This window comes from Dietzia maris (genome assembly GCF_014144855.1).
GTDB classification, from domain to species: Bacteria; Actinomycetota; Actinomycetes; order Mycobacteriales; family Mycobacteriaceae; genus Dietzia; species Dietzia kunjamensis.
Genome location: NZ_JAALDN010000123.1, coordinates 1 through 25626, shown reverse-complemented (window position 1 = coordinate 25626; position 25626 = coordinate 1). Strand labels below are relative to the sequence as shown.

The window sequence follows — 25626 nt, the reverse complement described above, 5'->3', positions numbered from 1 at the left end:
GGAAAGTCGACCATGAACCGGATCCTGCCCACGTCCACCGTCGGCAGCCTGCCCAAGCCCTCGTGGCTCGCCCAGCCTGAAGTCCTCTGGTCGCCCTGGCGGTTGCAGGGCGACGAGCTGAGCGAGGGCAAACAGGACGCGCTGCGTATCGCAGCCCACGAACAGAGCAACCGCGGCATCGACATCGTCAGCGACGGCGAGCAGACCCGTCAGCACTTCGTCACGACCTTCATCGAGCATCTCGACGGCGTCGACTTCGATCGGCGCGAGACCGTCCGGATCCGCAACCGCTACGACGCGAGCGTGCCCACAGTAATCGGCGACGTGAGCCGCTCAAAGCCCGTGTTCGTCGACGACGCGAGGTTCCTCCGGCAGCAGACCGATCAGCCGATCAAGTGGGCGCTCCCCGGCCCCATGACGATGATCGACACGCTCTACGACGGCCACTACAAGAGCCGTGAGAAGTTGGCGTGGGAGTTCGCGACGATCCTCAACCAGGAGGCCCGAGATCTCGAGGCCGCGGGGGTCGACATCATCCAGTTCGACGAGCCCGCGTTCAACGTCTACTTCGACGAGATGAAGGACTGGGGCGTGGCGGCACTGGAACGAGCAGCCGAGGGACTCCGCGCGGAGACCGCGGTACACATCTGCTACGGCTACGGGATCAAGGCCAACACCGACTGGAAGGCCTCCCTCGGGTCGGAATGGCGACAGTACGAGGAGTCGTTTCCACTACTGCAGCAGTCCAGCATCGACATCATCTCGCTGGAGTGCCACAACTCTCGTGTCCCGATTGACCTCGTCGAGCTAGTCCGGGGCAAGAAGGTCATGCTCGGGGCGATCGACGTGGCAGACGAGCGCGTCGAGACCCCGCACGAGGTCGCCGCCACTCTCCGGCGGGCACTCGGGTTCGTCGACGCGGACAAACTCCTGCCGAGTACGAACTGCGGGATGGCGCCCTTCCCACGGGACATCGCGCTCGCGAAGTTGAGCGCGCTCAGCGCGGGCGCTCGCATCGTTCGCGAGGAGATTTCTGCCGCGTCCCTCACCGAGGCAGTGAGGTAGCCAGGGTTCAGTCATCCGGATCCCGGGCGACCCCGTGGCACAGCTCGCGCGTTCATCACGTCAGCTGGGCTGAACCGCGCGCAATTTCAAGGGCTTGTCAGTGGCCCCTGGACGTCGTACCGGACCACCACGAAGTCACGGTTCCGCTCGCACCCCGTGAGTTGGAGATCGAAGGCACCGCCGAACAGCGGCTTTCCTGAACCGAGGGTCACGGGCGCGATCGAGACCACCACCTCGTCGAGCATCCCGGCCCCCGCGAATTCTGCCGCGATGCCACCACCCCCCATCACCCACACATCGCGGCCGCCGGCCGCGGATTCAAGAGCTCCGCGATGATCCACAGGGTCCCCGGCGACGAAGGAGACATGTTCGTTCGCCGCCTCCAGACTGCGGTGGGTGAACACGAAGGTGGGGATCTCCGGCAGCCACTCACGGTCGTGCTCGAGCACCCACATATACGTGGACGAGCCCATGACCTGGGCTCCCACATCGACGAGGAACGCCGCGGTGCTGCCCGGCCCGTTCTCGTCGATATCGTGCTTGAAAAGCCAGGCCAGGGAGTGCTCATCGTCGGCCAGGAACCCATCGAGGGTCGAGGCTGCGAAGTAGCGGTAGCGGGTCATGGAAGCCCTCCTGAGGCGCGGCGGTTCCGCGTGATCGGATCCGGACCGAGGTGTGCGATGTCCCGGTTTCCGCATGGTAAACCCGCATCCCACCGAGCCCCGGCACACACCGTTCTCTTGTGCGGCGAATCGCGGAGGGCGATGGTGCTGTCATGAACATCGAACGCATCGTTCCCGATCTGACGGTCTGAGTCTGATCACCGCCGATGACACAAGCCCCGGAGAACCCAGACGTCTCAATCTTCGTGGACGACGTTCAGACCGCGTACGACCGCACCGTGGCGGCAGGTCTCCAGATCGTGCACCGGCTCAGATCAGAGAAGTGGGGCGTCGTCCGGTTCTTCTACCGCGACGCATCAGGCAATGTGGTCAACGTCGGCATGCATGCTCGGTGACCGGCCGACTCACACGTTGAACCGGAACTCCACCACGTCGCCGTCGGCCATGACATAGTCCTTGCCCTCCATGCGCACCTTGCCGGCGGCCTTGGCGGCGGCCATCGAGCCGGCGGCGTCGAGGTCGTCAAAGGAGACGATCTCGGCCTTGATGAAGCCATTCTCGAAGTCGGTGTGGATGACGCCGGCGGCCTTGGGGGCGGTGTCGCCCTTGCGGATCGTCCAGGCGCGCGACTCCTTGGGGCCGGCGGTGAGGTAGGTCTGCAGCCCGAGGGTGTGGAAGCCCGCGCGGGCCAGTGCGTTGAGGCCCGGTTCGGTCTGGCCGATCGACTCGAGCAGCTCCATGGCGTCCTCCTCGTCGAGTTCCTGCAGCTCGGCCTCCACCTTGGCGTCGAGGAACACGGCGTCGGCCGGCGCCACGGCGGCGCTCAGCTCATCCTTGCGCTCGTCGCTCGTGAGCACCGACTCGTCGGCGTTGAAGACGTAGAGGAAGGGCTTGGCGGTCATGAGGTGCAGGTCGCGCAGGAGGCCGCGGTCGATCTCGTCCTGGGCCTTGAACAGTGTGCGCCCGTCCTCGAGCACGGCCTGCGCCTTGCGGACCTCGTCCAACAACGCCACGAGGGACTTGTCCTTGCGCGAGTCCTTCTCGAGCCGCGGGATCGCCTTCTCGATGGTCTCCAGGTCGGCCAGGATCAGCTCGGTGGCGATCACCTCGATGTCGGCCATCGGATCGACCTTGCCGTCGACGTGGATGACGTCCGGGTCGTCGAAGACGCGCACGACCTGGCAGATCGCGTCGGCCTCACGGATGTTGGCGAGGAACTTGTTGCCCATCCCTTCACCGGTGCTGGCGCCCTTGACGATGCCCGCGATGTCGACGAACGACACGACGGCGGGCAGGATCCGCTCGGAGCCGAAGATCTCCGCGAGTCGGTTCAGGCGTGGGTCCGGCAGATCGACCACGCCGACGTTGGGCTCGATGGTGGCGAACGGGTAGTTCGCCGCGAGGACGTCGTTGTTCGTCAGGGCGTTGAACAGGGTCGACTTACCGACGTTGGGCAGTCCGACGATTCCGAGGGTGAGGCTCACGAGGGCACAGTCTACGGACAGCACCCCGGCTCCTCCCCCGCGGCCGTCGGGCGCCTCGTCAGGGAGCACACCACCGTGACCTCTGACATCATGTGACCCATGACCGACGAGCCGAAACCGCGTCCCCCCGTCGAGGACCAGGAGCAGCACGTCGACCGTTCCGTCCTCATCGGACTGGGCGGGCGCTGGGTCACCGACTGGGCCCTGCGACTGGCCATCCTTCTCGTCGCGGGCTGGTTGGTATCGAGGATCGGTGGCGCCCTGTGGGTCGGCATCCTCCCGATCCTGTTGGCGCTCATCGTCTCCACGGTGCTGTGGCCGCCGACGGGGTGGATGGTGCGGCACAGGGTCCCCAAGACGCTGGCCTCGCTGTTGTCCATCATCGCGTCACTCGGCCTCGTCTCGGGCGTGGTCGCCCTCATCGCCCCGTCGATCGTCGAGCAGAGCGTGCAGCTCGCCGACCAGACCTCGGAGGCGATCACCCAGGTCCAGGACTGGTTGCGCGGACCGCCGCTGAACATCCGGGACGAGCAGCTCGACGGGGTCCTCGAGCAGCTCAGCTCCACCCTGCAGGACCGCGGTGACCAGATCGCCTCGGGTGTGTTCAGCGGTGTCAGCGCGGTGGGGTCCTTCGTGATCACCCTCGTGCTGGTTCTGGTCCTGACGTTCTTCTTCATCAAGGACGGGCCGAGGTTCCTCCCGTTCGTCCGCCGCATCTCCGGGCGCACCGCCGGCCGTCACCTGACCGAGGTCCTGACCCGCGCCTGGAACACCCTCGGCGGCTACATCCGCGCCCAGGCGATCGTGTCGTTCGTCGACGCGGTGCTCATCGGTCTGGCTCTGGTGATCCTGGGCGTACCGCTGGCGTGGGCGTTGGCCGTCATCACGTTCATCGCCGGGTTCATCCCCATCGTCGGCGCCTTCACCGCGGGTGCGCTCGCAGTCCTCATCGCCCTGGTCGCCAACGGCTTCACGACCGCGATCATCGTCCTGGTCGTGATCATTCTCGTGCAGCAGCTCGAGGGCAATGTTCTCCAGCCGATCGTCCAGTCGCGGGCGATGAACCTGCACCCGGGGGTCATCCTGCTCGGCGTGGCCGCGGGTAGCACGCTGTTCGGCATCATCGGCGCGTTCCTGGCCGTCCCGCTCCTCGCGGTACTGGCGGTCGCGCTGCGCTACATCAACGAGCAGATCGACCTGCGTACCGGTGATGTGACCGCGTCGGATCTGGCGTCGGCGACAGACGAGGGACGTCTGACCGCGTGGCTCGCCGAGCTGTCGAGCTCGCGCTTCGCACCTCTGCGCAAGAGCAGTACCGCGATCATGGCCGGGATGATCGACGAGCGCCCCGACATCGCCGGGCCCCGGCGCCCGGTCCCCACCAGTGCGGGCGCAGGGGTCACCGTGGAGGCCGACGACGACGAGGTGGGCGGCGGCTCCACCACCGCCGCCCCGGGGTTGTCGGATGAACCCCCGCCGGCGGCGGGCCCCGTCGATCCGAAGGCGGTCGACGGCTACCGCCCGTCCCCGCAGGAGCAGGAGGCGGAGAAGCCCAACCCGCTACGGCGGTTCGGCCGTTTCCTCGCCCGCCGACTGGGAGGTTAGAGTCTTCTCCCGTGACTAGACGCAGGAGTGGACGGGTACCCGCGGACGAGCGGTCCGTGCTGTCCTCGACGCGGGGGCTGCCTGCCTGGACCGCGGTCCTCCTGGCGGTGGCGATCTCGCTGACCGGCGTGGCCATCGACTCGGTTTCCGGGGACCTCGGCGCGGGCTTCACGGTCGCGTTCTTCCTCGGCTGCGTGGTGTCCGTGCTCGCGGTCGCGCGGCGCTCGGTGTTCGTCGCGGGGGTGCAGCCACCGATCATCATGGCCCTGCTGGTCCCGCTGGTCTACGTCGTCTCCGGGGTCGGTTCGGGCGCGGACGTCTTCTCGCGGTCCCAGCTCGTGTCGATCATCCTGCCGCTGGCGACCCGCTTCCCTCTGATGATCACCACGACCGTCGTGGTGGTGGCGATCGCCCTGATCCGTGCTCTGGTGCTGGAGCCGCGGCCGCGGGTCGCCCGCCCCGCGGCGCCGCCCATCCAGCGCAGCGCCCCGGCACACGCCCGCCGTTGAGGCGGGGTGCGACGGGGCGCTGACGGCTACCGCGTCCTCCCCGCCACCTACCGTCGGGCGGGGGCGCGTATCAGACCTTCTTGGGAACCCGCAGTTCGCGGGGCAGCGAGAACGTGATGGTCTCCTGCGCCGTCCGGACGGTGGAGACGTCACCGAAGCCGTGGTCGGCGAGCAGGTCCACCACTCCGCGGACGAGGATCTCCGGCACGGACGCGCCCGAGGTCACGCCGACGGTGGTGACGCCCTCGAACCAGGACGTGTCGATCTCCTTGGCGTAGTCCACCAGGTGCGCGTCGCGGGCTCCCGCCTGCAGCGCGACCTCCACCAGTCGCACGGAGTTGGACGAGTTCTGTGACCCCACCACGATCACCAGGTCGCACTGCGGGGCCATGGTCTTGACCGCGACCTGACGGTTCTGCGTGGCGTAGCAGATGTCGTCGGACGGCGGGTCGATGAGCGTGGGGTACTTCTGCTTGAGGCGGCGCACCGTCTCCATGGTCTCGTCCACGCTGAGCGTGGTCTGCGAGAGCCAGATCAGCTTCTCGGTGTCCACGGGGATGTCCAGCGCGTCCACGGACTCGGGGCCGTCGACCAGCGTCACCACGTCGGGCGCCTCACCGGCGGTCCCCTCGACCTCCTCGTGGCCCTCGTGGCCCACCAGCAGGATGAGGTAACCCTCGCGCGCGAAGCGCTTGACCTCGGTGTGGACCTTGGTCACCAGGGGGCAGGTGGCGTCGAACGTCTTGAGTTCGAGCTGGAGAGCGCTCTCCCGGACGGCGGGCGAGACGCCGTGCGCGGAGAACACCAGGTTCGCCCCGTGCGGGACCTCGTCGGTCTCGTCGACGAAGATCACGCCCTGGTCGGTGAACGACTCGACCACGTGCTTGTTGTGGACGATCTCCTTACGGACGTACAGCGGCGCCCCGTGCTTGGCCAGGGCTTTCTCGACCGTCTCGACGGCTCGGTCGACGCCGGCACAGTAGCCGCGCGGTTCCGCGAGAAGTACCCGCTTGGTTGCCGGTTCGGCGATCATGTCGGTCTGCTCGGTCATGTCCCCAGGGTACGGTTCATACTGGATTTCGACCATTACGCCTCCCTTCACGCCCCCCGGCAGAGAGGTCCGCATGCTCCGACCCCTGTTCCTGACCCGTGCCTCGATCGGTCTCGCTGCCACCGCGGCGGAGCGTGTCGTGGCCCTGCCCGGCCGTGCGGTCGAGGCGGTCACCACGCTGCCCGCGATCCCCGTGCGGGTCGCCGGCGGCCTGGTCCAGTCCTATCTCCACGCCGGTCAGACCCTCACGGACCTGGCCGTCAAGGGCGACAAGGTGCTCGCCTCGGTGTTCCCGGCGCGGTCCGACCAGCCGGAGTGGGCGACGTTCGACGAGGACGAGGCCGACCCCGACGAGGTCTTGGACGTGTCCTACCGGGTCTACGGGTCGTCCTCGAGAGCCGCCCGCGACCGGGACGACGACCCCGACGTGCCGACCGGCCGCGTCGCCCCCCGCGACGCGTGACGGCCTCGTCCCCGCGCACGCCGAGCAGCGCCGAGCAGCCGTGGCCGGTCCGGGTGGTCTCGGACCAGATAGCGGCGTGGATCCACCGGCTCGGGGCGGTGTGGGTCGAGGGTCAGATCACCCAGCTGAGCCTGCGCCCCGGCACCCGCACCGCGTTCCTCACCCTGCGTGACCCCTCCGTCGACAACTCGCTGACGCTCACGTGTCCGCCCAGGCTCATCTCGGAGTCGCCGGTGCCGGTCACCGAGGGCAGCCGGGTGGTCGTGCGGGGGACGCCCCGCTTCTACACGGGCCGCGGGTCGTTCTCCCTGCAGGTTTCGGAGATCCGCCCGGTGGGCGTGGGCGAGCTCCTCGCCCGCATCGAGCGGCTCAAGCAGGCGCTGTCGGCGGAGGGGCTGTTCGATCCCCGACTCAAGCGGCCCCTGCCGTTCCTGCCCACGTGCGTCGGCCTGATCACCGGTCGGGCGAGCGCCGCCGAACGCGACGTCGTGGAGGTGGCCCGCGGCCGCTGGCCGGACGTGCGTTTCGCCGTGCGCAACACCCCGGTGCAGGGGGTGTCGGCTGTGCCCCAGATCCTGGACGCGCTGGCCGAGCTCGACGCCGACCCCGTCGTCGACGTCATCATCCTCGCCCGCGGCGGCGGGTCGGTCGAGGACCTGCTCCCCTTCTCCGACGAGGCTCTCATCCGCGCGATCTCGCGGTGCCGCACCCCGGTGGTCTCCGCGATCGGCCACGAGCCCGACTCGCCGTTGTCGGATCTCGTCGCCGACCTGCGGGCGGCCACCCCGACCGATGCGGCCAAGCGGGTCGTGCCCGACGTGATCGAGGAGCGTCGTCGTATCGCCGAGGCCCGGTCCCGTACCGCCCGGGCGCTGCGCGGTTGGGTGGACCGGGAGCGCAACCAGCTGGCGGCCGTGCGGTCGCGGCCGTGCATGGCGAACCCGTACGGGATCGTCGAGTCGCGGGCGGAGATCGTCGCCGAGGCACTGCGCGCGGCCCGACGCGACATCACCCGGATCATCGACTCGGAGTCCACGTCGCTGGGCCACCTGTCGGCGCGTCTCACCACGCTCGGGCCCGCCGCCACCCTGGCCCGTGGCTATGCCGTGGTGCAGTCCGTCGCCGGGAGTCACGACGGCCGGGTGGTCTCGTCGATCGCCGACGCCCCACCCGGATCGCAGCTGCGGATCCGCGTCTCCGACGGCTCCATCTCCGCGGCGGCACTCGGGTCGACACCCGCCGCCGGCCGCCCCACCCCTTCCACCGAACCGACCGAGGAGCAGTCCTGATGTCCGACGAGCAGACCCCCGTCTCCGAGCTGGGATACGAGCAGGCCCGCGACGAGTTGATCGAGGTGGTCCGCATCCTCGAGGCCGGCGGTCAGGATCTGGACGCCTCACTGGCGTTGTGGGAGCGGGGCGAGGAACTCGCCGAGCGGTGCACCGAACACCTCGACGGCGCGCGTGCGCGCATCGACGCCGTCCTGGGTGACGACGACGAGGGCGACTCCGGCCGGGGGTGATCCCGTCGCCCGGCCGGGCGCGAACGCCTACCGCCGCCCCGGTGCGATCACCGCGGGCACGGCACGCCGGGCGTCTACGGCGCGGGCAGCGGCTCGACGTCCTGTACGGCGGCGGCGAGTGACTCGAAGTCGGACGTCGGCGCGGAGCCGGTGACGGCCACGCGGACGTCGTCGAGGTCGAGCACCCACACCGGTCGGACGTCGTCCCCGGTGAGGACGGCCCACTCGCGCCCGGAGACGGGCACCATGGTCCGGCTGGGCCGCGGCCCGCCGCCGAGCGACCGGAACGCGTCCTCGGGGGCGTCGGACTGGACGAGTTCGATGTAGCTGCGCTCGCCCGTCACCCAGCCGACGTGGCTGGAGGTGGTCCCGGCGAAGCCCTGGACACGGCCCGAGTTGGCGGTCCACCCCTCCGGGACCTCCGGCGAGCGGATCGGGAAGTCCAGGCTCCGGGCGTCCTGCTCCAGCGACGCCCGCGCGTCGAAGTCGGGGATCTGGCCCTGCTGCGGGCCGGACGGGCTGAAGGTGCACAGTCCGGCCACTCCGGCGAAGACGCCGCAGATCACCATGAGCACCACCACCGACCAGAACATGTCGCGGTTGCCCTGCAGGATTCTCGGTTTCGCCTCGGCCACGCCTGCGAGTATCCCACCCACCCGGGGCGAGTCCGACGCGTGGCCCCCGGCGGGGTGGCCGAGGTGGAACAATGGGCGCCGACATCCCACCGCGGCCGTGCGCGCCACCGTCGCGCCCGTGCCACCTTCAACCCCAGCCAGCGTTCACGAGGAGCCAGACCACCTATGTCACCCACCAAGCGTCCCGATCGAAACCTCGCAATGGAGCTGGTCCGTGTGACCGAGGCCGCCGCCCTGGCCGCCGGGCGGTGGGTCGGTCGTGGCGACAAGAACGGTGGCGACGGTGCCGCGGTGGACGCGATGCGCGAGCTCATCTCGACCGTCGACATGGACGGCGTCGTGGTGATCGGCGAGGGCGAGAAGGACGAGGCGCCCATGCTCTACAACGGTGAGAAGGTCGGCACCGGCGAGGGGCCGGCCGTCGACGTGGCCGTGGACCCGATCGACGGCACCCGCCTCATGGCGGAGGGTCGGCCCAATTCGATCGCGGTGATCGCCGTCGCCGAGCGCGGTTCGATGTTCGATCCGTCGGCCGTGTTCTACATGCGCAAGATCGCCGTGGGCCCGGACGCCGTGGGCAGGATCGACCTCGCCAAGTCCACTGAGTGGAACATCCGCTCGGTCGCGGAGGCCAAGAACATCGACGTCGGGGACATGACGGTGTGCGTGCTCGACCGGCCGCGCCACGCCGAGCTCATCGCCGAGATCCGTGCCGCGGGCGCCAAGGTCCGGCTCATCATGGACGGCGACGTCGCCGGCGGTGTGGCCGCGGCCTCCGACGACAGCTCGGTGGACATGCTCATGGGCATCGGCGGTACCCCGGAGGGGATCATCACCGCGTGCGCGCTGAAGTGCATGGGCGGCGAGATCCAGGGCCAGCTGTGGCCGCAGGACGAGGCGGAGCGCCAGAAGGCGGTCGACGCCGGACTCGACGTCGACGCGATCCTCGGCACGGATGACCTGGTCAAGGGCGACAACTGCTTCTTCGCCGCCACCGGCATCACCAACGGCGACATGGTCCGCGGTGTGAGCTACCGCGCCAACGGCGCCGTCACCCGCTCGCTGGTGATGCGGTCCAAGTCGGGCACCGTCCGCCACGTCGAGGGGCGCCACAAGATGGAGAAGCTCCGCGAGTTCTCCGCCGTCAACTACGGCCAGGCCGCCGGCGGCAACTGATCCCTCCCGGCACCCCGCGCCCGCCGCTTCCGTCCTCCTGCACGGTGCGGCGGGCGCGCCTAGTCTGACCGGTATGGCCGATCAAACTGAATTCCGTATCGAACACGACACGATGGGCGAGGTCCGGGTCCCCGTCGACGCTCTCTGGCGGGCACAGACCCAGCGTGCCGTCGAGAACTTCCCCGTCTCGGGCAGCGGGCTCGAACGAGCGCAGATCCGCGCGCTCGGTCTGCTCAAGTCCGCCTGTGCGACGGTCAACGGTCGGCTGGGACTGCTCGACCGGGACAAGGTCGACGCGATCGTCGCCGCAGCCGGCCGCATCGCCGAGGGTGAACTGGACGAGCACTTCCCCGTCGACGTGTTCCAGACCGGCTCGGGCACGAGTTCCAACATGAACACCAACGAGGTCATCGCCTCGCTCTGCGCGGCAGAGGGCGTCACCGTGCACCCCAACGACGACGTGAACATGTCACAGTCGTCCAATGACACCTTCCCGACGGCGACCCACGTCGCGGCCACGGAGGTCGTGATCGCCGATCTCGTGCCCGCGCTGAACACCCTCGCCGAGTCCTTCGAGACCAAGGCCGGTCAGTGGCGCGAGGTGGTCAAGCCCGGGCGCACCCACCTGATGGACGCCGTGCCGGTGACGCTCGGACAGGAGTTCGCCGGCTACGCCCGGCAGATCCGCGCCGGGGTCGAGCGCGTCTGCGGGACGCTGCCCCGTGTCGGCGAGTTGCCGATCGGTGGAACCGCCGCCGGCACGGGCCTCAACGCCCCCGACGGCTTCGGCTCCGCTGTGGTCGAGGAGCTGCGCTCCCTCACCGGCCTGGAGGAGCTCCGTCTGGCGGCGGATCCGTTCGAGGCCCAGGCCGCCCGCGACGGCCTTGTCGAGCTGTCCGGGGCCCTGCGTTCCGTCGCCGTCTCGCTCACCAAGATCGCGAACGACATCCGGTGGATGGGGTCGGGCCCCATGACCGGGCTGTCGGAGATCCACCTTCCGGACCTGCAGCCGGGGTCGTCGATAATGCCCGGCAAGGTCAACCCGGTGCTGTGTGAGACGGTCGCGCAGGTCGCCGCGCAGGTCGTGGGGAACGACGCGGCCGTGGCGTGGGCCGGTGCGAGCGGCGCCTTCGAGCTCAACACCGCGATCCCGGTGATGGCGCGCAACGTGCTCGAGTCGGTCCGGATCCTCGCGAACTCGTCCACGCTGTTCGCCGAGCGCTGCATCGACGGGATCGAGCCGGACACCGATCGCATGCGACGGCTCGCCGAGTCCTCCCCCTCGATCGTCACGCCGCTGAACTCGGCGATCGGCTACGAGGAGGCCGCCCGGGTCGCCAAGCACGCCCTCGCCGAGGGGATCACCATCCGCGAGGCCGTCATCGCGCTCGGCTTCGTCCCCGATCCACTGTCCGAGTCCGAGCTCGACCGGCGCCTCGACGTCCTGGGGATGACGGGTCTCGACCGCGAGCGCTGACCCGACGGTCTCGCCATGAGTGCGTACCGCGATGTGCGCCGCGGCCCGGGCTCGGCGCGCCCGGCCCGCGGCGCGTCGCGTTCCGGGGTCAGCCGGAGTGCTCGACCACCCGGATGGCCTGGTCCTCGAGGCGGATCTGTCCGCGTTGGAAGTCCGAGTAGATGACCTCGCCCTCGGCGATCTCGTCGCTCACCGGCCACCCCAACCGACCGGCAGGTCCACCGTTGTCGCGGTAGGTGGCGAGGATCTGCCCGCGGACGATCTGCGCACCGGTCTGCGGTGACCAGAAGATGGCCCCGTCGGCGAAGTCCTGCCTCTTGCCACCCTCGAGCGCCTCTGCCGGGGCGACCGGGGCCCCGAGCGCGAGCGGGGTCTCCTTGGCGTCGTCGTACCGGCGATAGATGGCCATGTTCGTGAGGAACTCCTCCTCGCCGATCTTCACCACGATCGGGTCGTCCGCATCGGCCCCCGCGGCGGGAGCGGCCGCGCCCGGGTCCGCAGCGGTCTGGTCCGCACCGGTCTGGCCCGCACCGACCTGGTCCGTACCGACCTGGCCCGTACCGACCTGGTCCGCAGCGCCCTGGTCCGTAGCGGTCTGGGACTGCGCCTCGGCCGGCATCCCGCCCGGGATCTGCTCGCCACACGCGGCCAACCCCAGGACGCAGGCGGTGAGCAGCCAGAGCGCGGGCGCCGGCGACGAGCGTCGGGACATGGGAGACCTCCGATACGGCATGCTTGATGCGGGCCCGGGCTCGCTCGCCCGGACCCGCATCATCCCACGGTCGCCGGAGCCTGCAGTCAGGCGGCGTGGATGCGTCGCAGCTCCCCGGAGGAGCCCCCGGGGTGGAATTCCTCCAGCATCGTGGTGACGAGTTCGGCGATGGCGGAACGCTCCGAACGGTTGAGGGTGACGTGGGCGAACAGTGGGTGCCCCTTGAGCTTCTCCACCACGGCCTGGATGCCGTCGTGCCGACCGACACGGAGGTTGTCCCGCTGCGCGACGTCGTGGGTGAGCACGACCCGCGACCCGGTCCCCAGCCGCGAGAGCACGGTGAGCAGGACGTTCCGCTCGAGCGACTGCGCCTCGTCCACGATCACGAACGAGTCGTGCAGGCTCCTGCCGCGGATGTGGGTCAGCGGCAGCACCTCGAGGATGTCGCGGTCCATGACCTCGTCGATGACGTTCTCGCTGACCAGTCCCTCGAGGGTGTCGAACACGGCCTGGGACCAGGGGGACATCTTCTCCGACTCACTGCCCGGCAGGTACCCCAGTTCCTGCCCGCCCACGGCGTAGAGCGGGCGGAACACGACGATCTTGCGATGCCGGCGCCGCTCCAGCACCGACTCGAGGCCCGCGCACAGGGCCAGCGCCGATTTGCCGGTGCCCGCGCGGCCGCCCAGGGAGACGATCCCGATCGATTCGTCCAACAGGCAGTCGATCGCGATGCGCTGCTCGGCCGAGCGGCCGCGCAGGCCGAAGACCTCGACGTCGCCGCGGACCAGCCGGAGCCCGCCGTCGTCGGCGACGCGCGCCAGAGCCGACGACGACTCGGTCTGGACGCGGACGCCGCAGTGCACCGGGGTCCCGCTCTCCAGTCCCGCGGCCCGGGCTGCGAGGCCCGACGCGCGGCCCTCCGAGAACAGGGTGTCGACGAGGTCCTGGGTGGCCGGCAGGTCGGCGACCCCGCTGTACCCGGTCAGCACGACGTCCTGGGCGTGGTACTCGTCGGCCGGCAGGCCCACCGAACCCGCCTTGACCCGCAGGGGGACGTCCTTGGACACGAGCACGGTGTCGGCGCCCTCGGCCCGCAGATTGAGCGCACACGCCAGGATCCGGGAGTCGTTGCCGGTGTCACGGAATCCGGACGGCAGCACCGCCTGGTCGGTGTGGTTGAGCTCGACCCGCAGGGTGCCGCCGACGTCGGTGACGGTGATGTCGCCGTCGAGGCGCCCGTGCCGCAGCCGCAGGTCCTCGAGCAGCCGGAGGGCCTCCCGCGCGAAGTAGCCCAGCTCGGGATGATTGCGTTTGCCCTCCAGCTCGCTGATGACCGCGATGGGGAGCACCACGCGGTGCTCGGCGAAGCGGGTGACGGCCCACGGGTCGGACAGCAGAACCGAGGTGTCGAGGACGTAGGTACGTACGGTGTCGGTCACGGCGCGCTCCTCGCCCGCGGCACCCGCGAGCGTGTTGGGTTGGACCGGCCGGCCCAGGTCACCTGGTGGTGACGGGGCCGGGTGCCGGCCCCCTCCCGATCGAGACAGACGATCATCGGCTGGGACCTCCCGACGGTCGGCTTCCCCACCGACCGTTGCCGATGACGCTACGCCCGAATCACATCCCTGTAGTTAAGTCTGGGTGAAATATCAGGTGACCCGTCACGCCACCCGCTCGAAGGCCGCCGCCAGCCCCTGCCCACCGCCGAGGCACATCGTCTCCAGGGCGAGCCGGCCCTCCCGGCGCGCCAGTTCGCGCGCCATGGTGGTGAGGATGCGCGTACCGGTGGCCCCGACGGGATGCCCGAGCGAGATCCCGGAACCGTGGACGTTGAGCCGCTCGCGATCGGCGGCGGTGAACCCGTGGTCCGACTCCCATTCCCGCAGGCACGCGAGCACCTGCGCGGCGAACGCCTCGTTGAGTTCGATGAGGTCGAAGTCCGCCAGCCGCAGGTCGAGTTGCCGGAGTAACCGGGCCGTCGCGGGAACGGGGCCGATGCCCATCCGCGCGGGGTGGACGCCGGCCACCGCCCAACCGAGCGGTCGGACGTAGGCGCGCAGCCCCAGCTCCTCGGCGCGACCGCGGGTGGTCACCACGCACACCGCCGCGCCGTCGTTCTCCCCCGACGCGTTGCCGGCCGTCACCGTCGCGCCGGGGTCGACGCGGAGGCGGACGGGGCGCAGTGCGGCGAGGGACTCGGCCGTGACGCCTCGCCGGGGGTGTTCGTCGGTGTCGACGACGACGAGCTCTCCCTTCCGCTGAGGGACCTGCACCGGCACGATCTCCTCGTCGAACACCCCCGAGTCCTGGGCGGCGATCGCGCGCCGCTGGCTCTCGGCCGCCAGTTCGTCCTGCTCCGTCCGGGAGATGGAGTACTCCGCGCGGAGGTTCTCGGCGGTCTCGAGCATGCCGCCCGCCACCGGGTGGTCGCGGCCGCCGGAGGTCACCCGGCCACGAGCGATGCGGTCGATGAACTCGACCCGGTCGCTGCGGACCCCGCCGCGCAGACCCAGGGAGTAGAACTCACTGTTCGACATCGACTCCGCGCCACCGGCGATCACCACCTCGCTCACGCCGACGGCGACCTGCATCGCCGCGTTGAGCACGGCCTGAAGTCCCGATCCGCAGCGGCGGTCGATCTGGATCCCCGGCGTGCTGATGTCGAGCCCGGCATCGAGTGCCGCCACCCGCCCGATCGCGGGCGCCTCACCGTTGGGGTAGCACTGGCCCAGGATCACGTCGTCGATGTCCGTCGTTCCGAGGCCGGTGCGGTCGACGAGTCCGGCTATCGCGACCGCGGCGAGGTCGGCGGCCTGCAGTGGCGCCAGGACACCGCCCCGGCGGCCCACCGCGGTCCGCACGGGTTCACAGATCACCACGTCGGCCAGCGCCTCGGCCATCCTGGATCCGGGCCCCGGCGCCTGTCGCCTCACTCGACCATCATCCGCACGGTCTCGGCCACGACCGCCGGCCGGTCGGAGCCCTCGACCTCGACGGTCACCAGACTGTTGAGTTGCACCCCCGACGACTTCCGCTGGAGCGACGTCAACTCGATCCCCGCACGGATCCGTGACCCGACCGGTACCGGGGCGGGGAACCGCACCTTGTCCACCCCGTAGTTGATCATCATGGCGAAGCCCCGGATCTCCATGACCTCGGCGCCGAGCACCGGCAACAGCGACAGGGTGAGGTACCCGTGCGCGATGGTGCGGCCGTACGGTCCCTCGGCCGCCCGCGCCGGGTCGACGTGGATCCACTGGTGGTCCCCGGTGGCCTCCGCGAACGCGTCGATGCGCTCCTGGGTGATCTCCATCCAGTCGCTGTACCCGACATGCCGGCCGAGCTCGGCCTCGAGCTGCTCCAGCCCCTCGAACACCTTCATGACAGTCCTCTCCTCATTCCAACCCGCCACGTGCCACCAGTTGCGATGCGATGACGTTGCGCTGGATCTCGTTGGTCCCCTCGCCCACGATCATGAGCGGGGCGTCGCGGAAGTACCGCTCGATGTCGTACTCCGTGGAGTACCCGTAGCCGCCGTGGATCCGGACGGCGTCGAGCGCGATCTCCATCCCCACCTCGGAGGCGAAGAGCTTGGCCATCCCCGCCTCCATGTCGCAGCGCTCGCCGGCGTCGGCCTTCTCGGCGGCGAACAGGGTGAGCTGGCGGGCGGCGGTGAGCTTGGTGGCCATGTCGGCCAGGTGATGCCCGACGGCCTGGTGCTTCCAGATGGGTTGTCCGAAGGATTCGCGTTGCTGCGCGTACGCGAGGGAGTCCTCGAGCGCCGCGGCCGCGACGCCCAGCGCGCGGCTGGCCACCTGGATCCGGCCGGTCTCCAGGCCCTTCATCATCTGCGCGAAGCCCCTACCCGGTTCTGCTCCGAGGATTCGGGAGGCGGGGGTGCGGTACCCGTCGAAGGCGAGTTCGCAGGTCTCGACTCCCTTGTACCCGAGTTTGGACAGGTCCTCGGAGACCGTCAGTCCGGGACCGTGCTCGACCAGGACGATAGAGATGCCCTGGTGTCTGGGCGTCGCGGACGGGTCGGTCTTGCACAGCAGAGCGATGAGGCCGGAGCGTCGCGCGTTGGAGATCCACGTCTTGGTGCCCGTGATCACGAGCTCCTCGCCCTGAGTCGTGGCGGTGGTGGTCATCGCCTGGAGATCGGATCCCCCGCCGGGCTCCGTCAGCGCCATGGTGGCCCGGATCTCACCGGTCGCCAACCGGGGAAGGTAGGTGGCTTTCTGCTCCTCGGTGCCGAACTCGGCGAGCAGTGTGGCGACCACGGTGTGCCCGCCCATGGCGCCGGCGAGTGACATCCACCCGCGGGCGAGTTCCTCGGTGATGCGGACGTAGCACGGCATCGAGACCGGCGTCCCCCCGAATTCCTCGGGCACCGCCAGGCCGTAGATACCGATCGCCTTCATCTGCTCGATCCAGCGTTCGGGGTACTCGTTCGCGTGTTCCATCTCGCGCACGGACGGCTTGACCTCGCGATCGATGAACCGACGCACGGTCGCAACGAGGTAGGCCTCATCATCGTTCAGGTCCGGCACCGCAGAACACCTCGTCGTCATCTCGATCCGCCGGTCAGGCGGGCTCCGGACCTCATCGTCGCAACGCATCGCCCAATAGTCAATAATGATGCGCATGGTTTTGTGTAGAGTGTGATCGGTCAGCCGTCGGGCGCGCTGCCGCGCGACGCACGCCACCCGCGCCGGAAGGAGGCCGCGATGACCGGGAACCCCGCCCCGCAGGGACCCGTCGTGGAGATCGGCGGCCCCTATTTCGACCAGCTCGAGGTGGGACAGGTCGTCGACACGGCCCCCGCGGTCACCCTGACCGACGGGCTGGCGGCCGCGCACCAGGCCGTCCTCGGCGACCGCCTGCGCCTTCCCCTGGACCGCCACCTGTCCCACGCGGTCACCGGCGTCGCGGTGGCGCACCCCGGGCTGGTGACCGACATCGCGATCGGTCAGTCCACCGTGGTGACCCACCGGGTGAAGGCCAACCTGTTCTATCGGGGCCTGCGCCTACTCACGGCTCCCCGGATCGGTGACACCCTCTCGACGCGGACCGAGGTGGTCGGTCTCAGGACCAACTCCCCCAGACCCGGCCGCGCGGCCACCGGATTGGCCGCGCTCCGGATCACCACCACCGACCAGGACGGCCGGACAGTCCTGGACTTCCACCGCTGCGCGATGCTGCCGCTGTCGCCGGGTGTCGATCCCGGGTCCTGCGTCCACGAAGACGACCTGTCGGCCATCGGCGGCGACCACCGGCAGCCGTGGGCGTCGCCGCAGGGCTGGGACCTCGACGCCTACCGAGCCGCGCTCCCGCGCGGACTCACGCCGATCCCCGCGGCCGGCACCGTACTGCGCGTCGGCGCCGACGTGGTGTCCGACGCGCCGGCGCTGGCGCGACTGACGATGAACATCGCGCAGACGCATCACGACGGCCGCGCCTCGGGCTCCGGTCGGTTGGTCTACGGCGGCCACACCATCGGGCTCGCGCTCTCGCAGGCCACGCGCGCCCTGCCGTCCATGCTCACGGTGCTCGGGTGGCACTCGTGCGACCACGTCGGCTCAGTTCGCGAGGGCGACACCCTGAGCAGCGACATCGTGGTGGGCGCTGCGGTGGAGGCGGCAGGCGGTGGCACGGCGCTCGACCTCCGGTCGCTCGTGACCGCGCACCGGCAGGACGGCGACGCGCCCGTCCTGGACTGGACCTACACCGTGCTCATGCCCTGAGCCGGGAGACGGGGATAATGGTTGTCATGAGTTCAGGCAGCGGCGGCGGTCGCCCGGGGGTCGGCAGGCCCAAGAAGACGGCCCTGCTCGTCGCCCAGCAGATCGTCGAGGACATCTCCCGCCGCGGGAACACCGTCGGCGACCGGCTGCCCCCCGAGCACCTCATGTTGGAGGAGTACGGGGTCGGGCGCGGCACCCTCCGGGAATCGCTGCGCTACCTGGAGCTCCAGGGCGTCATCATGCTCAAGCCCGGCCCGGGCGGCGGCCCGGTCGTGCAGCAGCCCGACGGCGGCACCCTCGCCGCCAGCCTGAGCCTGCTCCTGCAGTTCGAGAACGCCCCGTTCTCGACGATCATGGAGGCCCGCGCGGCCCTCGAGCCGGGTATCGCGCGGCTGGCCACCACGCGGATCGACGACGCCGGTCTGGAACGACTCGCGGGGAACCTGCGTCAGACCCGGGACCGACTGGGCGACCCGGCGGCCTTCTCGGCCCACTCCGAGCTGTTTCACGAACTCATCGCCTGGAGCTCCGGCAACGCCCTCTTCGGGTATCTCTTCGACGCGCTGACGGGCCTCATCGCCGGCGCCTCGATGGGGATCAGCTACCCGAAGCGCCAGCGCGAACTGACCTGCGACATCCACGGGGACATCTACGCCGCGATCGCCGATCGCGACGCGGACACCGCCTCCCGGCTGATGTCCGTGCACATCGACGAGCACACCACGTACCTCGAGAAGCGGTTCCACTCCGAGCTCGCCCAGCCGATCCGCTGGGACCTCGGCTGAGCGGCCCGGTCCCGCACACTCAGATGTGCCGCCCGCCCGTGATCTCCAGGACGGTGCCGGTCATGTAACTGGACATGTCACTGGCGAGGAACAGCACCACCTGCGCGACCTCGCTCGGCTCGGCTGCGCGCCCCATGGGGATCTCGGCCAACTTCTCCTCCCAGACGTGCTCGGGCATGGCCAGCGTCATGGCGGTGCGGATGAGCCCCGGCTGGACCGCGTTGACGCGCACCCCCGCGAATGCCACCTCCTTGGCCGCCGCCTTGGTGAGCCCCACGATCCCGGCCTTGGCTGCGGAGTAGTTGGTCTGGCCGACGAGACCGACCTTGCCGGAGATCGACGAGATGTTGACGATCGCCCCTCCCCCGTGCCCGCGCATCCGGCCGGCGGCGGCGCGGGTGCCGTTCCACGTGCCCTTGAGGTGGATGGCGATGATGTCGTCGAACTGCTGCTCGGTCATCTTGCGCATGGTCGCGTCACGGGTGATGCCCGCGTTGTTGACGAACACCCCCAGCGGCCCGAACGCCTCCTCGGCCACGTCGATCATCGCCTCGACCGCCGCTCCGTCCCGGACGTCGCAGTGGACGTAGCGCGCGGTGTCCTGCCCGCCCAGGTCGGCGACGGCCGCGGCGCCCGCCTCGTCGTCGATGTCGCCGATCACCACCCGCGCGCCCTGGTCGATGAACGTCCGGGCGATCTCCAACCCGATGCCGCGCGCGGCCCCGGTGACGACTGCGGTCTTGCCCTCAAGTAGTCCCATGATGCGTGTCCTCTTCTCGTGCGTTCGCGCCCAGTTCCGCCAGGATCGCGTCGGTGTGCTGCCCCAGTGCGGGAACGGGCCCCATGGGCAGCTCTACATCGGTGAAGGTCATCGGCGGGAGCAGACCGCGGACCGGACCCGCGGGCGTCTCGACGTCCCGCCACCGATCCCGCGCCGCGAGTTGCGGGTGGTCGACCAGCCCGGCGACGTCGTTGAGCCGCCCCGCCGGGACGCCGAACTCGTCGAGCCGGTCGGCCAGCTCCACAGAGCCGTACCCCATGGTCAGGGAGCCGATCAGCGCGTCCACCTCGGCCCTCCGGGCGACGCGAGCGATGTTGGTGGCGTACCTTTCGTCGTCGACCAACTCCGGCCGCCCCAACACATCGCGCACCAGCGCGGCCCATCCCCGGTCGTTCTGGACGCCGATCAACACCTGCCCGTCGCGGGTCGGGAACGCGTCGTACGGGCAGATCGACGCGTGGGACAGTCCCATCCGCTCGACCTGTCTCCCCGCATACATCCGGGTGTACATGGGGTGGCCCATCCACTCGGCGGTGGCCTCGAACATGGACACCTCGACGGTGGCCCCGCGCCCGGTCCGTTCCCGCCGGAAGAGCGCCGACAGGATCGCCGACAGGGCGTACATCCCGGTGGCGATGTCGGACACCGGGACCCCGGTCTTGGCGGCGGCCTCGGGGGTGCCGGTGATCGAGCACAGCCCGGACTCGGCCTGCACGAGCATGTCGTAGGCCTTGCGGTCCGTGTACGGACCGCCGTCTCCGTAGCCGGAGATGGTGACGACGACGAGGTCCTTCCGTCGCTCACGTAGCGCCGTCGCCCCGAATCCCAACCGGTCCATCGCCCCGGGCGCCAGGTTGCTGATCACCACGTCTGCCCGGTCGACCAGGGCCAGCGCGGTCTCCCTGCCGCCCGGCGAGGCGAGGTCGAGTTCGATCGACTCCTTGCCCCGGCCCAGCCACACGAAGTGGGAGGCCAGCCCGTGCACGGCGTCGTCATAGGCACGGGCGAAGTCACCCTCCCCCGGGCGTTCGATCTTGATGACGCGCGCGCCGAGGTCGGCCAGGTGCCGGGTGGCCAGGGGCGCGGCGACGGCCTGCTCCACCGCGACCACGGTGATACCCGCCAGCGGAAGGGGCTCGGCGGTCACCGGGGACCCGCGTCCCGCATCGCCCCGCGCACGAGGCCACCGCCGATGATGAGGCGCTGGATCTCGCTCGTGCCCTCGTACAGGCGGAGCAGTCGGACGTCACGGTAGATCCGCTCCACCGCCACGCCCCGCATGTAGCCCGTGCCGCCGTGGATCTGGACCGCCTTGTCCGCGACGTCGGCGACCATCTCGGTGCAGTACAGCTTGGCCACCGAGGGGGCGATCCTGCGGTCCTCGCCGGAGACGTACTTGGCGGCGGCCTCGCGGACGAGGGCACGGCCCGCCATGACGCCGGTCTGCTGGTCGGCGAGCATCCCCTGGACCAGTTGGAACCCGCCGATGGCCTCGCCACCCTGGGTGGTGGTCGCCGCGAAGGCGAGCGACTCGTCGAGCGCCCGCTGCGCCGATCCCACGGCGACGGCGGCGATGTGGATGCGGCCGCGGGCCAGCGAGGTCATCGCCGCCCGGTACCCGGCGTCCTCGTCGCCCCCCACCAGGGCGGTGGCGGGTACGCGCACACCCCGGAAGTCCACCTCGGCGGTCCACGCGCCCTCCTGCCCCATTTTCTTGTCCCTGGGGCCGACACTCACGCCCGGGGCGTCCGCCGGGACGAGGAACACGGCGATCCCCGTCCCGCCGGCATCGGCGGGACGGGTACGTGCGAACACGATGAACAGATCCGCCAGCGGGGCGTTGGTGATGAAACGCTTGGTGCCGTCGATGATCCAGTCACCGCCCCCACTGCCCGCACCGCCGTCTCGCACGGCCTTCGTGGTCAGCCCGGCGGGGTTCGAGCCGGCGCCGTCCTCGGTCAGGGCGAACGAGGCGATGACCTCGCCGGAGGCGATCCGCTCGAGCCATTCAGCCTTCTGGGCGTCGGTGCCGAAGTTCACGAGAACCTGGCCGGCGATCCCGTTGTTGGTTCCGAACAACGACCTCATGGCCAGCGTCGTGTAGCCGAATTCCATCGCCAACTCGACATCCTGGGTCAGGTCGAGGCCCAACCCGCCCCACTGCTGTGGGATCGCGTACCCGAACAAGCCCATGTCGGCCAGGTCTGCACGGATGTCGTCGGGGACCGCGTCGGTGTCGGCGATCTCCCGCTCTCGGGGCACGACCACCGAACGGATGTATTCACGCGTGGTCGCGAGGATGGCCGCGAAGTCTTCCGCGTCGACCTCCGTGTCTGTGTCGACCACGGGGGTCGCGCTGCTCGGCTGCTCGCTCATGGTCTCGCCCCTGTCCGCCGGCGATGGGTGTCGCGGAACACAATCCACGCTGTATGCTTCAAACTATTATCAGGATTTGCACCGCGGGGCAACCGGCCCGCCGCACCACCGGGAGCCGTTGATGACAGAGCCCTCCGCGTCCCGACCGCTGGACGGGATCCGCGTCGTCGAGCTCTCGAGCTTCGTCGCCTCACCCTTGTGCGGACTCACGCTGGCGCAGCTCGGCGCCGAGATCATCCGGGTCGACCCGGTGGGTGGCGCGGCGGACGTGAACCGGTGGCCCCTTGCGCCCGACGGGACGTCGATCTACTGGACCGGGCTCAACCGGGGCAAGGCCTCGGTCACTCTCGATCTGCGCTCCGACGACGGCCGGCGGGCGTTCCGCGAGCTCGTCACCGCGCCCGGCGAGGGTGGGGGGATCCTCGTGACGAACTCGGGCGGGCGGTCGTGGATGAGTCACGACGTCCTGGCCGGATCCCGACCCGACCTCATCAGCCTGGAGCTCCTCGGTCGCCGCGATGGCCGCCCGGCGGTCGACTACACCGTCAACGCCGCCCTCGGTTTCCCCGCCATCACCGGCCCCGGCTCGGGCCGCGTCGTCAACCACGCCCTGCCGGCCTGGGACCTGGCCGCCGGACTGCACGCGGCGCTGGCCGTGGTGGCCGCCGTCCGCGAACGTGAGCGGACCGGCCGCGGGCGGCGGATCGTCCTGCCCCTCGACGACGTCGCGCTGGCCACCGCGGGGACACTCGGGTACCTCACCGAACCACAGCTCGACGGGTCGTCGCGGCCTGCCGTGGGCAATCACGTCTACGGGACCTTCGGCACGGACTTCACCACCTGCGACGGCGGTCGGTTCATGATCGTCGCCCTGACCGCCCGGCACTTCCACGACCTGGCCCGCCTCACGGGCACCCGGGAGGCCGTCGACGCGCTCGAGACCGCGACCGGCGCCGACTTCACGGAAGAGTCCGACCGCTACTCCTATCGCGAGGTCCTCGCCGCACTGTTCGCCCGCTGGTTCTCCGCCCACACCACCGACGAGGTCGCGCGGGCCCTGGACGACTCGGTGGTGCTGCACGAGCGCTACCGCACGTTCGCCGAGGTCGTCTCAGAGGGCGAACTCGAGGCCAACCCCCTCTTCTCGCGCCTCGACCAACCCGGCATCGGCCCCTATCTGGCCGCCGCGCACCCCGCGACGTTCGACGGGGACCACCTCGCCACGGGCCCGGCGCCCTCCCTCGGCGCGGACAACGACCGACTCACACCGGGAGGACGATCCGGATGACCCACAAACCCACCGCCCGCGAGTACGTTCCCGTCTACCTCACGGAGGAGCGCCTCGCGATCCGGGACCTCGCACGCGACTTCACCGCCAGAGAGGTCCTCCCGGTCGCGAACCGCCTGGACCCGGAGAAGGGCGACATCCCGGACGAGCTACGGCAGAAGATGGCCGACATGGGCTTCTTCGGGATCATGATCGACGAGGAGCACGGCGGCCTGGGACTGGGCGTCTTCGAGTACTGCCTGGTCGCCGAGGAGTTGGCCCGCGGGTGGCTGTCGGTGTCCGGTCTGCTCGCGCGGGGAAACGGCATGGGCGGCGGCTTCACCGCCGAGCAGCAGGCCCACCTGCTCCCCCGCGTCGCCCGCGGCGAATGGCTGGGCGCGTACGCGCTCTCGGAGGCCGAGGCGGGGTCCGACGTCGCCAACATCTCGTGCCGCGCCGTCCGCGACGGCGACGCCTGGGTGATCAACGGGACCAAGATGTGGTGCACCTACGCCGACCAGGCCGACTACCTCGTTCTGTTCGCCCGCACCGATCCGGACCGCGACCCGGACAACCCGCACCGGGGCATCTCGACCTTCCTGGTGGAGAAGGAGCGCGGCTCCTTCCCCTCCGGCATCAGCGGCAACCCGGTCCGCAAGATCGGTTACTTCGGCTGGCAGACCTGGGAGTTGTCCTTCGACGACTTCCGGATCCCCGCCGACGCGCTGCTCGGCGAGGAGGGCAAGGGCTTCTACATGGCGGTGTCCGGTCTCGAAGTAGGGCGTGCCCACACCGCGGCCCGCGCGATCGGACTCGCCCGCGCCGCACTGGAGGACTCGATCGCGTACGTCGCCACCCGGGAGCAGTTCGGTCAGCCGATCGGCCAGTTCCAGTATCTGCGCTTCGAGATCGCCAAGATGGCCGCGGACATCGAGGCCGCGCGTCAGCTCATGTACTCGGTGGCCACCGCGATCGACTCGGGACGCCGGTGTTCGCTCGAGGCCGCCATGTGCAAGCTCGTGGCGACCGAGATGGCCGAGCGGGTCACGTCGCAGGGCGTCCAGATCCACGGGGGTGCCGGTTACACCACCGACTTCCAGGTGGAACGGCACTGGCGCGACGCCCGCCTCACCAGGATCTTCGAGGGCACCAGCGAGATCCAGATGCGGATCATCTCGGACGAGCTCCTCGGCCGCTGAACGCTGCGTACAGTCGGCCCCATGAGAGCTGCGGTGTGCGTCGAGACCGGGTCCCCGTTGGTGATCGAGGACATCCCGATTCCGGAACCGCGCGCCGGCGAGGTCCTGGTCCACAACCACGCCTGCGGGGTCTGCCACACGGACCTGCACGTGATGAAGGGCGAGGTCGGGTTCCCGCTGCCGGGAGTCCTGGGCCACGAGATCTCCGGTGTCGTCGCCGAGGTCGGCGCCGGGGTCACCCACGTTCGGCCCGGCGACCGGGTGGTCGGCTCCTTCATCATGCCGTGCGGGTCGTGCGAGAACTGCGCCCGTGGCATGGAGGACATCTGCTCCACATTCTTCGAGTACAACCGCCTGCGCGGCACCCTGTACGACGGCGAGACGCGCCTGCACCGGGCCTCCGGCGAACCACTGTCCATGTACTCGATGGGCGGGCTGGCCGAGTACAGCGTCACGCCCGCCACCGCGGTGTTCGCCCTCCCCGAGCAGCTCGACCTCACCGATTCCGCCATCCTCGGGTGTTCGATGTTCACCGCCTACGGAGCGGTCCGCAACGTGGGCGACGTCCGGACCGGGGAATCCGTTGCGGTGGTGGCGGTCGGTGGGGTCGGTCAGAACATCGTCCAGCTGTCGGCGGTCAGTGGCGCGGAGTCGGTGATCGCGATCGACGTGGACGACGACAAGCTCGCCCTCGCGCGCCGCATGGGCGCCACCCACACCGTCAACTCGCGTGAGGCCGACGCCACCGAGGCGATCATGGAGATCACCGGCGGACGCGGGGTGGACGTCGCCTTCGAGGCGCTGGGGTCGGCGGCCACCACCCGGCAGGCGACCGACATCGCCCGCGAGGGCGGGCGGGTCGTGGTCGTGGGCATCCCCCCCGCGGGCACCACGCTCGACGTGGACCTGGCCCGCATCGTGCGTCGCAAGATCCAGATCAAGGGCTCGTACGGCGCCCGCGCCCGTCAGGACGTTCCGGCGCTCGTGCGCCTGTTGGCGGCGGGGAAGCTCGACCTGGGCGGCATGATCTCCCGGCGCGTCCCGCTGGCCGAGGCTCCGGAGACCTACCAGGCGCTCGACCGCGGTGAGGTGCTCGGCCGGGCGGTCGTCCTCACCGGCGACTGAGCCGCCCGCGCACCCGGCGACTGA

At 70.1% G+C, this 25626-nt stretch carries 26 protein-coding genes; 14 read left to right on the top strand and 12 right to left on the bottom strand.

The features are described 5' to 3' along the window. Nucleotides 1-12 precede the first annotated feature (12 nt). The gene (locus G6024_RS04745) at nucleotides 13-1065 is read left to right on the top strand and encodes a methionine synthase (protein WP_067715552.1); all 1053 of its coding nucleotides are present in this window, start codon (nucleotides 13-15) and stop codon (nucleotides 1063-1065) included. An 86-nt stretch (nucleotides 1066-1151) separates the two neighbouring features. Here G6024_RS04745 and G6024_RS04740 read toward each other — a convergent pair whose 3' ends face one another. Continuing rightward, nucleotides 1152-1688 carry a dihydrofolate reductase family protein gene (locus G6024_RS04740; RefSeq protein WP_067715554.1) on the bottom strand — a complete coding sequence of 179 codons (537 nt, stop codon included), beginning with the start codon at nucleotides 1686-1688 and terminating at the stop codon, nucleotides 1152-1154. Nucleotides 1689-1933: 245 nt separating this feature from the next. Here G6024_RS04740 and G6024_RS04735 point away from each other — a divergent pair, with 245 nt between their 5' ends. Next, nucleotides 1934-2083 carry a VOC family protein gene (locus G6024_RS04735; protein ID WP_156523563.1) on the top strand — a complete coding sequence of 50 codons (150 nt, stop codon included), beginning with the start codon at nucleotides 1934-1936 and terminating at the stop codon, nucleotides 2081-2083. 9 nt (nucleotides 2084-2092) lie between these two features. On the opposite strand, the gene ychF is transcribed toward G6024_RS04735, so the two are convergent. Then, a complete protein-coding gene (gene ychF / locus G6024_RS04730) occupies nucleotides 2093-3172 on the bottom strand; it encodes a redox-regulated ATPase YchF (RefSeq protein ID WP_159148178.1) in 1080 nt (359 codons plus the stop codon). 99 nt (nucleotides 3173-3271) lie between these two features. On the opposite strand from ychF, the gene G6024_RS04725 reads away from it, so the two are divergent. Both G6024_RS04725 and G6024_RS04720 read left to right on the top strand, forming a co-directional pair. Beyond that, nucleotides 3272-4777, top strand: coding sequence for an AI-2E family transporter (locus G6024_RS04725; protein ID WP_067715587.1), 1506 nt, complete (start codon nucleotides 3272-3274; stop codon nucleotides 4775-4777). A gap of 11 nt (nucleotides 4778-4788) precedes the next feature. Continuing rightward, nucleotides 4789-5286 carry a DUF6542 domain-containing protein gene (locus tag G6024_RS04720; RefSeq protein WP_181694249.1) on the top strand — a complete coding sequence of 166 codons (498 nt, stop codon included), beginning with the start codon at nucleotides 4789-4791 and terminating at the stop codon, nucleotides 5284-5286. A 70-nt stretch (nucleotides 5287-5356) separates the two neighbouring features. On the opposite strand, the gene G6024_RS04715 is transcribed toward G6024_RS04720, so the two are convergent. Continuing rightward, a complete protein-coding gene (locus G6024_RS04715) occupies nucleotides 5357-6337 on the bottom strand; it encodes a 4-hydroxy-3-methylbut-2-enyl diphosphate reductase (protein ID WP_069390312.1) in 981 nt (326 codons plus the stop codon). A gap of 73 nt (nucleotides 6338-6410) precedes the next feature. On the opposite strand from G6024_RS04715, the gene G6024_RS04710 reads away from it, so the two are divergent. Genes G6024_RS04710 through G6024_RS04700 form a run of 3 tightly spaced genes read left to right on the top strand, consistent with a single transcriptional unit; the run spans nucleotide 6411 to nucleotide 8322 of the window. Continuing rightward, nucleotides 6411-6800, top strand: coding sequence for a hypothetical protein (locus G6024_RS04710; RefSeq protein WP_067715593.1), 390 nt, complete (start codon nucleotides 6411-6413; stop codon nucleotides 6798-6800). Further along, nucleotides 6797-8089, top strand: coding sequence for an exodeoxyribonuclease VII large subunit (gene xseA / locus G6024_RS04705; protein WP_069390313.1), 1293 nt, complete (start codon nucleotides 6797-6799; stop codon nucleotides 8087-8089). Before G6024_RS04710 ends, xseA begins: the two co-directional genes overlap by 4 nt. Continuing rightward, nucleotides 8089-8322, top strand: coding sequence for an exodeoxyribonuclease VII small subunit (locus G6024_RS04700; protein ID WP_067715599.1), 234 nt, complete (start codon nucleotides 8089-8091; stop codon nucleotides 8320-8322). The genes xseA and G6024_RS04700 overlap by 1 nt, the downstream gene beginning before the upstream one ends. A 74-nt stretch (nucleotides 8323-8396) precedes the next feature. Here the strand turns inward: G6024_RS04700 and G6024_RS04695 are convergent, their stop codons facing one another. Beyond that, nucleotides 8397-8957, bottom strand: coding sequence for a DUF4245 domain-containing protein (locus G6024_RS04695; protein WP_067715601.1), 561 nt, complete (start codon nucleotides 8955-8957; stop codon nucleotides 8397-8399). Between the two features lie 165 nt (nucleotides 8958-9122). On the opposite strand from G6024_RS04695, the gene glpX reads away from it, so the two are divergent. Continuing rightward, nucleotides 9123-10133 carry a class II fructose-bisphosphatase gene (gene glpX / locus G6024_RS04690; RefSeq protein WP_069390316.1) on the top strand — a complete coding sequence of 337 codons (1011 nt, stop codon included), beginning with the start codon at nucleotides 9123-9125 and terminating at the stop codon, nucleotides 10131-10133. 73 nt (nucleotides 10134-10206) lie between these two features. Then, nucleotides 10207-11610 carry a class II fumarate hydratase gene (locus G6024_RS04685; RefSeq protein WP_067715607.1) on the top strand — a complete coding sequence of 468 codons (1404 nt, stop codon included), beginning with the start codon at nucleotides 10207-10209 and terminating at the stop codon, nucleotides 11608-11610. Between the two features lie 88 nt (nucleotides 11611-11698). Here the strand turns inward: G6024_RS04685 and G6024_RS04680 are convergent, their stop codons facing one another. From G6024_RS04680 to G6024_RS04660, 5 genes are all read right to left on the bottom strand, one after another. Beyond that, nucleotides 11699-12322 carry an LGFP repeat-containing protein gene (locus tag G6024_RS04680; protein ID WP_119191743.1) on the bottom strand — a complete coding sequence of 208 codons (624 nt, stop codon included), beginning with the start codon at nucleotides 12320-12322 and terminating at the stop codon, nucleotides 11699-11701. Nucleotides 12323-12408: 86 nt separating this feature from the next. Further along, nucleotides 12409-13764: an RNA 5'-3' helicase PhoH2 gene (locus G6024_RS04675; protein WP_069390319.1), complete on the bottom strand. Its 1356-nt coding sequence runs from the start codon at nucleotides 13762-13764 to the stop codon at nucleotides 12409-12411. A gap of 222 nt (nucleotides 13765-13986) precedes the next feature. Continuing rightward, nucleotides 13987-15225 (bottom strand): acetyl-CoA C-acetyltransferase, encoded by a 1239-nt coding sequence (locus tag G6024_RS04670; RefSeq protein WP_119191742.1) that lies wholly within the window; start codon nucleotides 15223-15225, stop codon nucleotides 13987-13989. Between the two features lie 29 nt (nucleotides 15226-15254). Next, complete coding sequence (locus G6024_RS04665; RefSeq protein WP_069390320.1) at nucleotides 15255-15707, bottom strand: MaoC family dehydratase; 453 nt, start codon at nucleotides 15705-15707, stop codon at nucleotides 15255-15257. 13 nt (nucleotides 15708-15720) lie between these two features. Beyond that, entirely contained in the window at nucleotides 15721-16875 is a 1155-nt protein-coding gene (locus G6024_RS04660; RefSeq protein WP_069390329.1) for an acyl-CoA dehydrogenase family protein, read from the bottom strand. A gap of 177 nt (nucleotides 16876-17052) precedes the next feature. Here G6024_RS04660 and G6024_RS04655 point away from each other — a divergent pair, with 177 nt between their 5' ends. Together G6024_RS04655 and G6024_RS04650 are read left to right on the top strand one after the other, a co-directional pair. Continuing rightward, complete coding sequence (locus G6024_RS04655; protein ID WP_159148177.1) at nucleotides 17053-18069, top strand: MaoC family dehydratase; 1017 nt, start codon at nucleotides 17053-17055, stop codon at nucleotides 18067-18069. Nucleotides 18070-18095: 26 nt separating this feature from the next. Further along, nucleotides 18096-18854 (top strand): FadR/GntR family transcriptional regulator, encoded by a 759-nt coding sequence (locus G6024_RS04650; protein ID WP_159148176.1) that lies wholly within the window; start codon nucleotides 18096-18098, stop codon nucleotides 18852-18854. 19 nt (nucleotides 18855-18873) lie between these two features. On the opposite strand, the gene fabG is transcribed toward G6024_RS04650, so the two are convergent. Genes fabG through G6024_RS04635 form a run of 3 tightly spaced genes read right to left on the bottom strand, consistent with a single transcriptional unit; the run spans nucleotide 18874 to nucleotide 22011 of the window. Continuing rightward, a complete protein-coding gene (fabG, locus tag G6024_RS04645; protein ID WP_159148175.1) occupies nucleotides 18874-19614 on the bottom strand; it encodes a 3-oxoacyl-ACP reductase FabG in 741 nt (246 codons plus the stop codon). After that, nucleotides 19601-20782, bottom strand: a complete 1182-nt coding sequence (locus G6024_RS04640) for a CaiB/BaiF CoA transferase family protein (protein ID WP_159148174.1) — start codon at nucleotides 20780-20782, stop codon at nucleotides 19601-19603. The genes fabG and G6024_RS04640 overlap by 14 nt, the downstream gene beginning before the upstream one ends. After that, the gene (locus G6024_RS04635) at nucleotides 20779-22011 is read right to left on the bottom strand and encodes an acyl-CoA dehydrogenase family protein (RefSeq protein ID WP_159148173.1); all 1233 of its coding nucleotides are present in this window, start codon (nucleotides 22009-22011) and stop codon (nucleotides 20779-20781) included. Before G6024_RS04635 ends, G6024_RS04640 begins: the two co-directional genes overlap by 4 nt. A gap of 121 nt (nucleotides 22012-22132) precedes the next feature. On the opposite strand from G6024_RS04635, the gene G6024_RS04630 reads away from it, so the two are divergent. From G6024_RS04630 to G6024_RS04620, 3 genes are read left to right on the top strand one after another with little or no spacing between them, the layout of a single operon-like run. Beyond that, nucleotides 22133-23299 carry a CoA transferase gene (locus G6024_RS04630; RefSeq protein ID WP_069390325.1) on the top strand — a complete coding sequence of 389 codons (1167 nt, stop codon included), beginning with the start codon at nucleotides 22133-22135 and terminating at the stop codon, nucleotides 23297-23299. Further along, a complete protein-coding gene (locus tag G6024_RS04625; protein ID WP_159148172.1) occupies nucleotides 23296-24477 on the top strand; it encodes an acyl-CoA dehydrogenase family protein in 1182 nt (393 codons plus the stop codon). Before G6024_RS04630 ends, G6024_RS04625 begins: the two co-directional genes overlap by 4 nt. Before the next feature lie 21 nt (nucleotides 24478-24498). Next, complete coding sequence (locus G6024_RS04620) at nucleotides 24499-25602, top strand: zinc-binding dehydrogenase (RefSeq protein ID WP_067715642.1); 1104 nt, start codon at nucleotides 24499-24501, stop codon at nucleotides 25600-25602. Nucleotides 25603-25626 lie beyond the last annotated feature (24 nt).

What these genes read in the sequence shown, in the direction of transcription:
- G6024_RS04745 (WP_067715552.1), top strand. Translation starts at nt 13, where the DNA reads ATGAACCGGATCCTGCCCACGTCCACCGTCGGCAGCCTGCCCAAGCCC.
- G6024_RS04740 (WP_067715554.1), bottom strand. Translation starts at nt 1,688, where the DNA reads ATGACCCGCTACCGCTACTTCGCAGCCTCGACCCTCGATGGGTTCCTG.
- G6024_RS04725 (WP_067715587.1), top strand. Translation starts at nt 3,272, where the DNA reads ATGACCGACGAGCCGAAACCGCGTCCCCCCGTCGAGGACCAGGAGCAG.
- G6024_RS04715 (WP_069390312.1), bottom strand. Translation starts at nt 6,337, where the DNA reads ATGACCGAGCAGACCGACATGATCGCCGAACCGGCAACCAAGCGGGTA.
- G6024_RS04710 (WP_067715593.1), top strand. Translation starts at nt 6,411, where the DNA reads ATGCTCCGACCCCTGTTCCTGACCCGTGCCTCGATCGGTCTCGCTGCC.
- G6024_RS04700 (WP_067715599.1), top strand. Translation starts at nt 8,089, where the DNA reads ATGTCCGACGAGCAGACCCCCGTCTCCGAGCTGGGATACGAGCAGGCC.
- glpX (WP_069390316.1), top strand. Translation starts at nt 9,123, where the DNA reads ATGTCACCCACCAAGCGTCCCGATCGAAACCTCGCAATGGAGCTGGTC.
- G6024_RS04685 (WP_067715607.1), top strand. Translation starts at nt 10,207, where the DNA reads ATGGCCGATCAAACTGAATTCCGTATCGAACACGACACGATGGGCGAG.
- G6024_RS04680 (WP_119191743.1), bottom strand. Translation starts at nt 12,322, where the DNA reads ATGTCCCGACGCTCGTCGCCGGCGCCCGCGCTCTGGCTGCTCACCGCC.
- G6024_RS04670 (WP_119191742.1), bottom strand. Translation starts at nt 15,225, where the DNA reads ATGGCCGAGGCGCTGGCCGACGTGGTGATCTGTGAACCCGTGCGGACC.
- G6024_RS04665 (WP_069390320.1), bottom strand. Translation starts at nt 15,707, where the DNA reads ATGAAGGTGTTCGAGGGGCTGGAGCAGCTCGAGGCCGAGCTCGGCCGG.
- G6024_RS04655 (WP_159148177.1), top strand. Translation starts at nt 17,053, where the DNA reads ATGACCGGGAACCCCGCCCCGCAGGGACCCGTCGTGGAGATCGGCGGC.
- G6024_RS04650 (WP_159148176.1), top strand. Translation starts at nt 18,096, where the DNA reads ATGAGTTCAGGCAGCGGCGGCGGTCGCCCGGGGGTCGGCAGGCCCAAG.
- fabG (WP_159148175.1), bottom strand. Translation starts at nt 19,614, where the DNA reads ATGGGACTACTTGAGGGCAAGACCGCAGTCGTCACCGGGGCCGCGCGC.
- G6024_RS04635 (WP_159148173.1), bottom strand. Translation starts at nt 22,011, where the DNA reads ATGAGCGAGCAGCCGAGCAGCGCGACCCCCGTGGTCGACACAGACACG.
- G6024_RS04630 (WP_069390325.1), top strand. Translation starts at nt 22,133, where the DNA reads ATGACAGAGCCCTCCGCGTCCCGACCGCTGGACGGGATCCGCGTCGTC.
- G6024_RS04625 (WP_159148172.1), top strand. Translation starts at nt 23,296, where the DNA reads ATGACCCACAAACCCACCGCCCGCGAGTACGTTCCCGTCTACCTCACG.
- G6024_RS04620 (WP_067715642.1), top strand. Translation starts at nt 24,499, where the DNA reads ATGAGAGCTGCGGTGTGCGTCGAGACCGGGTCCCCGTTGGTGATCGAG.